The sequence below is a fragment of the Halarcobacter ebronensis genome (assembly GCF_013201825.1).
Taxonomy (GTDB): domain Bacteria; phylum Campylobacterota; class Campylobacteria; order Campylobacterales; family Arcobacteraceae; genus Halarcobacter; species Halarcobacter ebronensis.
Genome location: NZ_CP053836.1, coordinates 2,765,166 through 2,777,727, shown reverse-complemented (window position 1 = coordinate 2,777,727; position 12,562 = coordinate 2,765,166). Strand labels below are relative to the sequence as shown.

General features: G+C 29.1%; 18 protein-coding genes. 11 read left to right on the top strand and 7 right to left on the bottom strand.

Annotated elements, in window-relative coordinates; translation table 11 throughout:
• Positions 1–6 precede the first annotated feature (6 nt).
• On the bottom strand, positions 7–1,110 hold the full coding sequence (gene fliM, locus AEBR_RS13685) for a flagellar motor switch protein FliM (protein WP_128982077.1): 1,104 nt from the start codon (positions 1,108–1,110) through the stop codon (positions 7–9).
• A gap of 1 nt (position 1,111) precedes the next feature.
• The gene (locus AEBR_RS13680; RefSeq protein WP_129087398.1) at positions 1,112–2,161 is read right to left on the bottom strand and encodes a flagellar basal body P-ring protein FlgI; all 1,050 of its coding nucleotides are present in this window, start codon (positions 2,159–2,161) and stop codon (positions 1,112–1,114) included.
• A gap of 91 nt (positions 2,162–2,252) precedes the next feature.
• Here AEBR_RS13680 and AEBR_RS13675 point away from each other — a divergent pair, with 91 nt between their 5' ends.
• The 9 genes from AEBR_RS13675 (at position 2,253) to AEBR_RS13635 (ending at position 6,879) form a co-directional block, all read left to right on the top strand.
• The gene (locus tag AEBR_RS13675; RefSeq protein WP_129087399.1) at positions 2,253–3,377 is read left to right on the top strand and encodes a hypothetical protein; all 1,125 of its coding nucleotides are present in this window, start codon (positions 2,253–2,255) and stop codon (positions 3,375–3,377) included.
• Position 3,378: 1 nt separating this feature from the next.
• Positions 3,379–3,639: a flagellar biosynthetic protein FliQ gene (locus AEBR_RS13670; RefSeq protein ID WP_128982083.1), complete on the top strand. Its 261-nt coding sequence runs from the start codon at positions 3,379–3,381 to the stop codon at positions 3,637–3,639.
• 1 nt (position 3,640) lies between these two features.
• Positions 3,641–4,045 carry a hypothetical protein gene (locus AEBR_RS13665; RefSeq protein WP_128982085.1) on the top strand — a complete coding sequence of 135 codons (405 nt, stop codon included), beginning with the start codon at positions 3,641–3,643 and terminating at the stop codon, positions 4,043–4,045.
• Positions 4,046–4,055: 10 nt separating this feature from the next.
• The gene (locus tag AEBR_RS13660) at positions 4,056–4,550 is read left to right on the top strand and encodes a MotE family protein (protein WP_228712008.1); all 495 of its coding nucleotides are present in this window, start codon (positions 4,056–4,058) and stop codon (positions 4,548–4,550) included.
• 2 nt (positions 4,551–4,552) lie between these two features.
• Positions 4,553–5,083, top strand: a complete 531-nt coding sequence (locus AEBR_RS13655; RefSeq protein ID WP_129087400.1) for a flagellar basal body-associated FliL family protein — start codon at positions 4,553–4,555, stop codon at positions 5,081–5,083.
• A gap of 7 nt (positions 5,084–5,090) precedes the next feature.
• Positions 5,091–5,519: a hypothetical protein gene (locus tag AEBR_RS13650; RefSeq protein ID WP_129087401.1), complete on the top strand. Its 429-nt coding sequence runs from the start codon at positions 5,091–5,093 to the stop codon at positions 5,517–5,519.
• A complete protein-coding gene (locus AEBR_RS13645; RefSeq protein WP_228712181.1) occupies positions 5,509–6,201 on the top strand; it encodes a flagellar basal body L-ring protein FlgH in 693 nt (230 codons plus the stop codon). The genes AEBR_RS13650 and AEBR_RS13645 overlap by 11 nt, the downstream gene beginning before the upstream one ends.
• Before the next feature lie 79 nt (positions 6,202–6,280).
• Positions 6,281–6,637, top strand: a complete 357-nt coding sequence (gene fliS / locus AEBR_RS13640; protein WP_128982091.1) for a flagellar export chaperone FliS — start codon at positions 6,281–6,283, stop codon at positions 6,635–6,637.
• Positions 6,613–6,879: a hypothetical protein gene (locus tag AEBR_RS13635; RefSeq protein ID WP_129087402.1), complete on the top strand. Its 267-nt coding sequence runs from the start codon at positions 6,613–6,615 to the stop codon at positions 6,877–6,879. The genes fliS and AEBR_RS13635 overlap by 25 nt, the downstream gene beginning before the upstream one ends.
• Here the strand turns inward: AEBR_RS13635 and tilS are convergent.
• From tilS to AEBR_RS13615, 4 genes are all read right to left on the bottom strand, one after another.
• The gene (tilS, locus tag AEBR_RS13630) at positions 6,876–7,850 is read right to left on the bottom strand and encodes a tRNA lysidine(34) synthetase TilS (RefSeq protein ID WP_129087403.1); all 975 of its coding nucleotides are present in this window, start codon (positions 7,848–7,850) and stop codon (positions 6,876–6,878) included. The two genes, AEBR_RS13635 and tilS, sit on opposite strands and share 4 nt — an antisense overlap.
• A gap of 1 nt (position 7,851) precedes the next feature.
• Entirely contained in the window at positions 7,852–9,204 is a 1,353-nt protein-coding gene (gene rimO / locus AEBR_RS13625) for a 30S ribosomal protein S12 methylthiotransferase RimO (protein ID WP_129087404.1), read from the bottom strand.
• 111 nt (positions 9,205–9,315) lie between these two features.
• A complete protein-coding gene (gene panC / locus AEBR_RS13620; protein WP_129087405.1) occupies positions 9,316–10,134 on the bottom strand; it encodes a pantoate--beta-alanine ligase in 819 nt (272 codons plus the stop codon).
• A 19-nt stretch (positions 10,135–10,153) separates the two neighbouring features.
• Positions 10,154–11,113, bottom strand: a complete 960-nt coding sequence (locus AEBR_RS13615) for an ABC transporter permease (protein WP_129087406.1) — start codon at positions 11,111–11,113, stop codon at positions 10,154–10,156.
• Positions 11,114–11,145: 32 nt separating this feature from the next.
• Between AEBR_RS13615 and acpS the strand changes: the two genes are divergently transcribed.
• On the top strand, positions 11,146–11,496 hold the full coding sequence (gene acpS / locus AEBR_RS13610; protein ID WP_128982103.1) for a holo-ACP synthase: 351 nt from the start codon (positions 11,146–11,148) through the stop codon (positions 11,494–11,496).
• A gap of 1 nt (position 11,497) precedes the next feature.
• On the opposite strand, the gene ruvX is transcribed toward acpS, so the two are convergent.
• The gene (gene ruvX / locus AEBR_RS13605) at positions 11,498–11,875 is read right to left on the bottom strand and encodes a Holliday junction resolvase RuvX (RefSeq protein WP_129087407.1); all 378 of its coding nucleotides are present in this window, start codon (positions 11,873–11,875) and stop codon (positions 11,498–11,500) included.
• A 66-nt stretch (positions 11,876–11,941) separates the two neighbouring features.
• Here ruvX and serB point away from each other — a divergent pair, with 66 nt between their 5' ends.
• Complete coding sequence (gene serB, locus AEBR_RS13600) at positions 11,942–12,562, top strand: phosphoserine phosphatase SerB (RefSeq protein WP_129087408.1); 621 nt, start codon at positions 11,942–11,944, stop codon at positions 12,560–12,562.

Here is a 12,562-nt window from a genome sequence, read left to right as displayed (position 1 = left end):
ATTAAATTACCTTCCTTCTCTCTCTTTCTCTTTAAGAAGTCTTTTAATATTTGCAGTAGACTCTTCTGCTCTTTTAATTCTATCTTCTCTCATATTTCTTAGTATTTCTAAAGTTTCTTGTTTTTCGTGGTCAATATTTGTACTCATTTGAATAGCTTTTCTATTACTTGAAATACCAGATACTCCCAAAAATTTTTCACTATTATTTATATAGATTTTTGAAGATGAAGAGGTGGCATTTTTATTAAAAACAATAATATCATTAAGTTTTAGTTTTAAAAGCTCTGAAACAGTAAGTTCTGTTTCTGCCATAATAGCTTCAACAGTCATTTTTGCTCCTGAAATAAGAGTTGTAATATCTTTTTTTCTACTAGCTTTTTTGTTTTTACCTTCACTAAACATTTTTTCAACAATTTTATTTAAAAGTGGTTCAATATAAGCAATCGGATAACAAATTGAGATAAAACCTGACTCCTCATCAATAGTTATCTCAAGTACAACTAAAAGAACAATTTCGTGGTCAGAAATAACTTGAATTGCATTTGCATTTGTATCCCTTGACTCAATTTTAAAATTAAGTGTTGTTACCTCTTCCCAAGCTTTGTACATATGTTTTACAAAGAGTCTATAGAAGTGATCAAAAATATTAACTTCAATTTCAGTCAATTCCCTATCTAAGTTATCACTTGCCGCAACTGCTCCTGAACCTAACAATTCAGCAATAATTTTGTGTGAAATTCCAGGGTTACACTCAACAACTATTCTTCCATCAAGAGGTTTAATTGAAAGGGTACTAAGTGAGGTTAATTGTGGAATTGATAAAATAAATTCTCCATATGTCATCTGCTCAATTGAGTAAAGTTTAATATCAACAACTTTTCTAAGCATAGCAGAGAGGTCTGTAATTAAGTCTCTTAACATTTTATCATGTAGAGTTGAGAAAGCTTTAAACTGATCAGAAGAGATTCTGTTTGGTTTTTTAAAATCATATATTGAATAGTTTTTCTCTTTAGAGATTATCTGCTCATCAGCATTTGGATCAATCTCTTCACCAGCTTCAGCAATATCTAAAAGTGCGTCAATTTCATCTTGACTTAAGAATTCTGCCATTTTATCCTCTTATCTCAACTTCAACATTTAAAGCCCCAAGTTCTTTAATCATCTTTATTGTATCAATAATTTCAGTCATTGGTAACTTCATAACCTTCATAGCTCTAACTAAATCTGAAACGGTAGGCGTATTTTTGCTATTTAATAAAGTATTATCAATATCAACAGCGATTGGTTTATTATTAAGTTTTACATTATCTCCAATATCCTGCCCAGGATTTGCTTTTGGATCTTCCCAACTATTTTCATCTGGGAATTTTTTTATTCTAATTGTGAATTTATTTGTTGCAACTGTAACAGGGTCAATTCTTATATCAGCTCCAGCAATGATAGATTCCCTTTGCATATCAATAATAATTTTCTTTTTAAAATCAGAGGTTAATTCTATTGCTTGAATATCAGAGATAAATTTTACAATAGAGGTATTTTGAGGTTTTTTTACTTCAACAGTTCTTGTATCTGTTGCAGTTGCCAGTTTTTTACCAAAATGATTATTAATTTTATTTTCTACTTCATAAGCCTGTTTTGCATCGTTTTTAAACAAACTTAGAGTTACACTATTTTCATTTATTAAAGAGTAGTCAACTTCATTTTCTATTGTTCCCCCATCATAAATAAAACCTGTTGTGCTATTTTTTGCATCTGAAATAATTGAACCTTGCGCCAAAGCATATACTTGTCCATCAACTGCTTTTAGTTGAGTTAATAACAACTCCCCATGGTCAATAGATTTAGCATCTCCTATTGCAGATATTTTTACTTTTATTTTATCCCCTTGTCTAGAAAAAGGAGGTAGATCCGCTGTTACCATAACAGCTGCAATATTTTTAGATTTTATAGAAGATGTAGGAATTTTTATATATGAGTTTCTAAGTAAATTTTGTAAACTCTGCATTGTAAATTGTGATTTATCACCCGTTCCAGCAAGACCAACAACAAGTCCATATCCGATTAATTGGTTGTCTCTAATACCAACAACATTTGATATATCTTTAATTGTTACCGCAAAAAGTGAATTAATAACTAAAAAAAGTATTACTATGTATTTCAATTTTGCACCTCACTTATAATTGGAAAAATTTTATCTAAAATTTTATAAAATGTAGGTATAATCAACCAAAAAAACAGAGACAGGATATCTTTTGGTTGTTTACATTTACGGAAGTGAGAGTTTTAAAAAAGATATACATGACCTACTAGAGCATACTAATATCAAGTTTAGATTAGGTGAAGAGGGTCAAGTTATAGACTTAAATAGTATCAATGATTTAAAAGCTGCAATTGAAGATAATCCTAATAATATATACATAATTGATGACTCAAAAATAATAAAAAATAACACATTAAATAAGAAACTAAAATTTTTACAACCAAAAGATGGAATAGAGCAAGAGTATCTTTTGGATAATGGAATAGGGGATGTATCTGTTGATTCTATGGATGACCTATCAACTTATATTAAAAATAAATTGGACTCTATTGTTGAAGCAAATGAGAGTGAAGATATCCATGATTCTATTGTTGAGATAGTTGAAGGTGCTTATGAAGATGAGAATACAGATTATACTTTAGATGAAGAGTTAAGTCAACTTTTAACCCACAGAAATGATGTTGAAGAGAAAGTTGAAGTTGAACAAATTGATGATATCTCTAAACTTTTGGAAGAGGATAATAAAGAGTCTGAAGAGATAGCAGAAACTAAAGAAGAAGTAGTTTCTGAAGTTGAAGAAGAGAGTCATAGCGAACACAATTTTGAATTAGAGTTACAACAACTATTATCTGGAGAAGGTGTTGATGTAATGGCTGTTGAAAAAGAGGAAGAGGAATTTGACTCACAAGAGGATCAAAGTTTTTATGAGGACTTAATAAATAGTTTGAGTTTTGAAGAAGATTTTGGTAATATAGATAATGATGAAACTGAATCAAATAGTGAAGATGAAGAGAGTAATGAGACTTTTAATATGGATCTAGATGATGTAATTGAAGAGAATCAAAATATTCCAGAAATAATGGGTAGTAACCAAGGAGATAATATGGCAGAAGAGTTTTCAGAGTTTGATACTTTAAGTGAAGCTGATTTATTGGAGGCATTAAATGCGGAAGGTTCTGATGTTGTAGTAAGCCCAAAAGTAGAGAAAAATGTAACTGAAACTAGTAGTGATAGTAGTATTAGTTTAGGAAGTTCAAGTTCTGAAGATATTGCAAAACTTATATCTCAACTTTTGAATAATAAGACATTGGAGATTACAATAAAAGTAAAAGATTAATATGGATTTAATGGGTATTGCACAAAACACAGTTAAAATAATCCTTATTTTAGGATTGCCATCACTATTAGTAAGTATGGTAATTGGTCTTTTAATTTCAATATTTCAAGCTGTAACTCAAGTTTCTGACGCATCTTTATCTTTTGTTCCAAAAGTTATTTTTGTATCTATCTTTATTTTAATCTCTTTGCCTTGGATTGGAGATAATATTGAGACTTATACAAAAGATTTATGGGGAATAATTTTAACTTTCGGGCAGTAAAATGATAGATAAAATATATAACTTAAAAAAAATGCAAACTGACCAAAAACTTATGGAAAAAGGGCAGTTAATGTCTCAAATAAATAAGATTGAAAATGAGATAATGTTCACTTTAAATAAAATAAGTACTACAAGTGTGCAAAAGTTTGGAGCAATTGCAGATTTTTCTATCCTTCAAATACATAAAAATACAATGAAATTACATATTAAAAAGCTTGAAAAAGATAAAATGGAATTAAATAAAGAGTTAACCTTTTTAATTCAACAAATTATTGAGTTACAAAAAGAGTGTGAGCAATTTAAATATATTTTAGAAGAAGAGCAACAAGAGAAGTTAAGAAAAATATTAGTTGCAGAAGAAGAGGCAGCTAGTGAATATGTACAGAGTAAATATATATCAGAGTAAAGGAACCATTTTGTTAAGATTAGCTATTTTAATTCTTTTTTTTAATCTAATAAGTTTAAGTGCACAAGAGGTAAATAGTGCAACTTTGGTTAAACAAAGAATAGAGATAACTGAACTAAAAAAAGATTTGAATAATTTTTATAATAAAAAAGAGGCAGAGTATCAAACTAGAAAAAAAGAGCTTGATAATCTATTAGCAAAAATAGAAAAAGAGAAAAAAGAGATTCAAGATTTAAGAGATGAAAACAAGCAACTCTTAGAGAATATAAAAGGTGAAGTTGATAGTAAAACAGCGAATATTTTTAATAAAATGAAACCTAAAATTGCGGCAGATATTTTCAATCAAATGATTAGAGAGGGAAAAATTGAAGATGTTTTCGATATAATTATAAGACTTAAAGAAGCAAAAGTAACATCTTTGATGAAATATATGAGTCCTGAAAATGCTTCATTGTTAACACAAATGTTGCAGGATTATAAATTAAATAATAAGAGTGAAGGTTAATTATGGCAGATGAAAATGAAGAAGTAACACAAAAATCTAGTGGAAAAGGATTAATAGTTGTTTTAATAGTATTAGTTGTACTACTATTTGCTGCTGTTGGTGTTGGTGGATATTTATTACTATCAAGTGGAGTTCTAAATGGACAACAACAATTACAAAACCAAAACCAAACAACAACAGAAAAGGCAGATGCTAAAGATTCATATAAAGCTAGTATAAATGATTTGGTTTTAAATATTACAAATGCAAAAGGTAGAGAAAAGTTGATGAAGCTCTCTTTTGCTATAAAAAGTACAGAACCTACAATTGAATCTCTTGTTGAAGAGTATAAACCTGAAATAGTTGATGCAGTTATAGCCCAAGTTAGTTCAAGAAGTTCAGAAGAACTTTTGACTGTTGGTGGGAAAGCTTTATTAAAAGAGGAGTTGATGGATGATATTAACTCAATTCTTAATGAAGTAAGTGCTGAGAATGATGATATTCAAAAAAATAGTATTAAACAAATCTTATTTACATCTTTTGTAATAAAATAGAATAATAATGATTATAGCAGTAAAATCAACCACAAGAAAGAGGATAATAACAAAATTTTTATCTGTTGGAGCAGTAGTGTTATTGTGCCTATTTTACTACTATTATATGAGTGATACTTATGCACAAAAACAAAAAATTGAGAATGAAAAAAAACTTCAACAGATAAAAGAAGAAGAGAGAGGTAAAAACTCTAATAAGTTAGAAAAATTAATTTATAGGGAGATTGAATCAGCTGTTGATTTAATAGGTCAAAGAAAAGTTATTGACGTGAAAATAGTCTCAAATAGAGCTCTTCTTGTTGTAGATCCTGATACTAATCTAGATGCTTTAAAAGTTAGATATGGAAGTGCAGCACTTATTAAAAAAAGTGTTAATGATATAAAAATTGCTATAGATTTAAAATATGTTATTGAGAGTAAATATAATGCAAATTAAGCTATTATTTTTTTTATTTGTGCCTTTGGTATTTATTGGTTGTGTACAAAATCCAGAGATGGAGTTTACAAAACCAAAAGAGCAAATACCAAGAGAACAACCTATTGTTCAAAAGAATAAAGGCTCTTTATATACAGTAAAAGGACCTTCATTATTTGCAGATAAAAAAGATTTGCAAGTTGGGGATATCATTCAAGTTGAAATTGATGAATCTTTATCTTCAAATACAAATAATAAAAGAGAGACAAGTGCAGATAGATCAACTGATTTAGGTGCAGGTGTTGTAACAGCAGGAAATGGTGGAATTGGTAAAAAAATTGCTTCTACTTTAAACCCTTTAACAAATGTAGGTTTTTCTCAAACAACTGCAAATGATAATAAAGGTGAAGTAAAAACAAAACTTAGTGAAGATTTTGCAACTACTGTATCTGCAATTATTCAAGAGGTTTATCAAAATGGAAACTATTTTATAAAAGCAAGAAAAGAGATGTTAATTGATGGGCAAAAGCAGTCATTGACATTAACAGGAGTAATAAGACCTTATGATATTACCTCTGATAATTCAGTAACTTCTGCTCAAATTGCAAATATGCAACTGCTTTATGAAAAAGATGGAGAAGAACAAGATGTAATGCATGTTCCTTGGGGAACAAGAATTTTACAGTTGTTTTGGCCTTTTTAGTTAAAATACTTTTAGACTAATTTAATTTGAAGTATATATATAATATACTATTCTGTAATATGAAATTTGGAGTTAATTTATGGGAATTGAAGCTTATCAACAACAAAGTGCGATATCAGAAGATCCATATTTATTGATATTAAAACTTTATGAAGGCTTATTAAAATATCTGTCATTTGTTAAATCTGCAATGGAAGATGGTGATATAGAATCTAAATTTAAATACATAAATAAATCCGTGGCAATATTCGATGAACTTCGAAACGTATTGGATTTTGATGGTGGAGATGTAGCTTATTATTTAGATGGATTATATCTTTATCAAATAGAAACTCTATTTACTGCAGGGATTGACGATAATATTAACTCTGTAGGTCAAGTAATGAAAGTTGTACAAGGTTTAATAGAAGCATGGAAAGAGGAAATAGGTCTATAGAGGCTTTAAAAGAGTTAACTTATATTAACTCTTTAGAATCTCAAGAGAGAGCCGATGCTCTTGTAAGATGGTCAAAAAAATATTTGGTATCTTCTGATATAACCAGTGGCTTAGATTTTGACAACTTAAAAAAATTAAAAGAACTTTTCTATACAAATATCAATTTTATAAAAGAACACAAAGAAAACACAAGAAAACAAATGGTTGAGAATAGAAAACTAAAGAAGTTTTTTAGCTCTTAAATTATTTTAAATAGTTTTTCAACTTTCTCTTCATAAAGATAAACTCTAATATTTTTAGGTATTTTTTTTATTCGGCATTTCTCCTTAAACTCTTTTTCCATTTTTGAGATTTTATACGGTGCAATAAAGATATAATCTTCTGTAATTGCAATAGAGATTTTATGAGACACTACTATCTCTTTTTGTTTTAAGATCTCATCTCTTTGATCTTTTGTTAGTAAAAAACCTCTTCTTTTTAAACTTAAGTCAATTACTCTTATATTTAGATTATTATCCTCTAAATTTTTAAAAATCTCCAACTCTTTCTCTTGATAAATGGCTTCATTTCTAATATTTAAAGAGCTAATATCTTTTTCTAAATATTCAAAACTCTTTTTAACGCCAGATTTAAACTCTTGTAAAAATTTATTGGAGAAATTTTTCCTAAAGTAGTTTCTTCTATATTTCTCATCAAAATTACTCTCATCTACAAAATATCTGATTGAATTTTTCTCAAGATAGTTTATAATCTCATCCCTTGAAGTATTAATTAGAGGTCTTAGTATTTCATAGTTTTTATAAGTAGTTTTCTCTTCAAAAGAGACAAGTTCTAAGATACCAGCACCTCGGCTTAGTTGCATAAAAAACCACTCTAATCTATCATTTAATTGATGGGCAGTAATTAAAGTTTCATAACAGTTTTTCTCTATAATCTCACTAAAGAATTCATATCTAAAATCTCTTGCTTGTTTTTCAAAATTTGAATTGTTCTCAAAGTTAGCATCTTTGATAAATATCTTTTTTTCATATTTCTGTGCTAACTCTTTTGCATATGTAACTTCCTCTTTAGATTGTTCTCTTAGATTGTAGTTTACAATAGCAATATCAAAGGGAATACTATTTTCTAATAGAGTAAAAAAAAGAGCAGTAGAATCAACCCCTCCTGAAAAGGCTAGAAGATTTTTTTTGGTGTTGATTCTATTAATTTTCATTTTACTTAATAACAGTAGCTAGAAGTTTGTCTCCAACAAGTTCTGTAACTTTTACCTTATAAATAGAGCCAAATTTTAGTTGTAAAGCTTCATTGCTCTCATCCACAAGTTCATTGTCATTGATATAGATTTCCCCATCAATATCAGGTGCCCAAGATTTTTTTCTGGCACTTAATAGATATTCATGCTCTTGGCTCTCTCCATCAATGTAAACTTCAAACTCTTTTCCAATCTCATTTTCTAAAGACTCTTTTGTTGTTTTAGAGATAATTTCTCCTAAAATATCAGCTCTTTGGTCAATAATATCTTGTGCTACTTTGTCTATTCTATCATAAGCTGTTGTTCCCTCTTCATCAGAATAAGAAAATACATTTGCCCTATCAAATTTGTACTCTTTTACATAAGTGCATAGTTCTTCAAAGTCTTCTTGAGTCTCTCCTGGATGTCCTACAATAAAAGTTGTTCTAACAAAACTATTAGGAACTTTTCTCATTGCGTCCATTAACTCTTTTAGTTTTTCTACACCTTTTCCTCTTTTCATAATTTTAAGTAAATTAGAAGAGATATGTTGTAAAGGCATATCAAAATAGTTTTCAAATATTTTTGATTTTTGGATCTTCTCAATTAGTTTAAGAGTGGTTGTAGATGGGTAAAGGTATAAAATTCTAGCACTTTTTACACCTTCAATCTTTTCTACTTCTTCTATTAGTTTCTCTAAACCGTTTTTGATATTCATATCTCGAAGAAATGAAGATGAGTCTTGTGATACGAAAGAGAAGTCACAATAACCACTTTTTACAAGGTTTTTAACCTCTTTAACTAAAGATTCCAAAGTTCTTGAGTGAAGTTTTCCTTTAAAGCTAGGAATAGCACAAAAAGAACAGGTTTGATTACACCCTTCACTTAGCTTTACATATGCATGATAAGATGAACCAGTTATTACCCTATCATTAGTCTCACTTAATAAAAAAACTTCATCTGAAAAAGAGCTTCTTTTTTCATTTACTAATTGATCTATTTTGTCATAATCTCCAACACCTGTGAAGATATCAATCTCTGGTAACTCTTTTTGTAGTTCATCTTTGTATCTTTCACTAAGACAGCCTGCCATTACTAGAACTGATTCCTCTTTTCTTTCATCATGCAAAGTTAAAATAGTATTTATACTCTCCTCTTTTGCACTATCAATAAATCCACAGGTATTTACAATAATAACATCAGCATTTGAAGCATCATTTGTTATTTCATAATCTTTTAATTTTCCTAACATAATTTCAGAATCAACAAGATTTTTGGTACATCCAAGACTTACAAGATGTAAAGATTTAGTGGGTTTTTTTGTTGTAAAATTCATATTTTCCTATTGGCTTTCAATAATTTTTTGCGAATTTTAGCATAAATAGAAAAATATGTAAAATAAGTTCTAATCTAAACTTTTTTTTTAAGGATTAGTAGTTTTTAACTACTAAATCCACATATTATCTAAAAGCCTAACTGAACCAAATCTAGCAACTATTAAAATTATAGAGTTTCCTACTTCAATTTGTTTAAGTTCATTAAACTCCCTATTTACAAATGCGATATATTCCACATCAAGATTTTCCATAACTTGCATCATTCTATTTTTAATAGTTTCAATATCAAACTCTTTTTTTGAAACAAGAGCTGCAGCTGTATAGAGTGATTTTGAAATTGCTATTGCATCTCTTCTTTGCTCTTTTGATAGATAAATATTTCTTGAACTCATTGCCAAGCCATCGCTTTCTCTAACAATATCACAAGGCACTACATTAACTGATAAAAATAGATTTTTTGCCATTTGTTGAATAAGTGAGAGTTGTTGTGCATCTTTTTTCCCAAAGTAAGCATTTGTAGGTTGTACCAAACCAAATAGTTTAAGAACAACTTGTAAAACTCCGTCAAAGTGTCCTGGCCTTGTTTTCCCTTCCAAAATATAGCTTTTACTTGGTGCTTTAATTAATACTTCATCTTCACCATACATAGTTGTAGCATCTGGCATAAAAAGGTAATCAACTTTACACATTTCACAGATTTTTTTATCAGCTTGCTCTTTTCTAGGGTATGCATCTAAATCTTCACCTGGAAGAAATTGTGTTGGGTTTACAAAAATAGATACAAAAACTGTTTGATTTTCAGCTCTAGCTTTTCTTATTAAAGAAATATGTCCATCATGCAAAGCACCCATTGTTGGTACAAAACCAACACTTCCTTCTATCTCATTTCGAGCCTCTTGAAGCTCTTTAATAGTTGTTAATATTTTCAAAAAAATTCCTTATAAAAAATTACTTTCCATCATAGTTAGGGTTTAGTTTTAAAAGTGTCAAATCTGCTAGCATATTTCCTAAAAGAGTTAAAAATGCTCCAATTATTAATATTCCCATAATAACAGGATAGTCGTGACTTAAGGCACTTTGATAAAAAAGTAATCCCATCCCATCAATAGAAAAGATTGTTTCTAAAATAACAGAACCACCAATAATTCCTGGAAGTGAGAGCCCAAGAAGTGTAATTACAGGTGGATATAGATTTGGTAAAATATAGTATCTTAAAAGTTTTTTATTATCTAAACCTCTTGCTTTTGCAAAAAATATATAATCTGATTTAAGTATTTCAATAGTAAGAGATCTAATATACAAAGTTAAACTTCCAATTCCTCCAAATACAATAATAAAAATTGGTAAAACTAAATGCCATGCAAAATCCAAATAGTAATTTAAACTCCCATCCTCTGGCACAGAATGAAGTCCAGCAATTGGCAAAATTTCAAAATTTATTGCAAATATAAGAACAAGCAAAAGTGCAAGATAAAAAGAGGGCATTGCAAAACTTAGAAGTGATAGTTGTCCTATACCTCTGTCCAATTTGCCATCTTTATTTAGTGCCGCTTTTATTCCTAAATATAGTGAAATAATAAAAATTAAAAACATTGAGACAATATTTATAGTTAGTGTTATAGGAATTCTTGCAAGGATTTCATTTTTTACTAAAACTCCACTTGCAAAAGAGATTCCAAAATCAAGCTGGATAATTGCAAGTACCCAAAAGTAAAACTGAACATAAAGAGGTTTATCTAAACCATACACAGCTTTTAATTGCTCAATTGCTTCAGGTGTAATATTTGGATTTAGCTGTCCACTTGCAAAAAAAGAGTTTGGTGCCATATGTATTGCAAGAAAAGATATAAGGCTAATAATAAATAACATAATGATAAGGTATAATGCTTTTTTTACAAATAGTTTCATGGAAAGAATTATACACAAAATAGGTTTTAAAAATGTTAGGTATTGATGTAGTTTCTATAAATAGAATTAAAAATATGATTGATAAGTTTGGAAGAAGAGCTTATGAGAGATTTTTAGATGACGAAGAGATAGAGTTAATTAAAAGAGTTGAGACAGCAGCTGGGTTTTGGGCAGCAAAAGAGGCAGCTAGTAAAGCTTTGGGAACAGGCATTGGAAAAGAGTGCTCTTTTCATGATATAAAGATAAAAAAAGATAAAAATGGAGCTCCTAAATTAAAGTATACAAAAGAGATAAGAAAAAAATTTAAGATTAAAAAGTCATATCTATCTATAACCCATGATAATGATTTAGCAATAGCAGTAGTTCAAAATAAAAAAAAGTAGATTATTTACTTAAAAATCTTTCTAAAATAATTTTTGCAGCAAGGGAGTCAATTCTTCCATCTCTTTTATATTTTATTTCACCTTTAATTAGTTCTTCTGCTTCTATTGAACTCATATTCTCTTCTTGGAATTCATAAGGGATATCAAGATCAAGAAGTTTGGTAAAATGTTCAACTCTTTTTTGCATATCTAAACTTGCACTTGGAAAACCAATAATTAGTTTATCAATATCCCACTCTTTTAAAACTTTTTTTACATCATTTGAAGCTTGATTTCTATTTTTTCTTAAAACAGCAGGAAGAGGAGTTACAATATTGCCTTGTAGAGATATTGCCATACCTATTCTTTTAAGACCTATATCTATGCAAGCTAGCTTCAAGAAGTTTCCTTTAGTAAAATTTAGGTACTATTATAGCCTTAAAAAAATAAAACTAGGAAAATGTAAATGAAATTGGCAGTTTTTGATTTTGACTCAACGCTGATGGATGGAGAAACAATAGATTTTTTGGCTAAGCCTTTGGGTTTAGAGGAAAAAGTTGCTGCAATTACTGAAAAAGCAATGGCTGGAGAGCTGGATTTTTTTGAGTCATTAGTAGAAAGAGTATCACTTTTAAAAGGATTAGAATATACAAAAGCTGTAAAAATATGTAAAGATTTACCACTTATGCCGGGAGCTTACGAGACAGTAGCAAAACTAAAAGAGGCTGGATATAAAGTGGTTTGTTTTTCAGGAGGTTTTAGAATAGGAACTACACCAGCAAAAGAGAAACTAGGACTTGATGCAGATTTTTCAAATATTTTGCATGAAAAAAATGGAGTATTAACCGGACTTGTTGGCGGTGATATGATGTTTGGTTTTTCTAAAGGTGATATGATTCAAAGGGTACAAGCACTTTTAGGAGCAACTAAAGAGAATACTTTGGTAGCAGGAGATGGTGCTAATGACGTCTCAATGTTTCCCTATGCAGCTAAAAGAGTTGCTTTTTGCGGAAGAGAGATATTAAAAAAAGAGGCTAATATTATTGTTGATACAAAAGATTTAACAAAAATATTAGAGTATATTTAA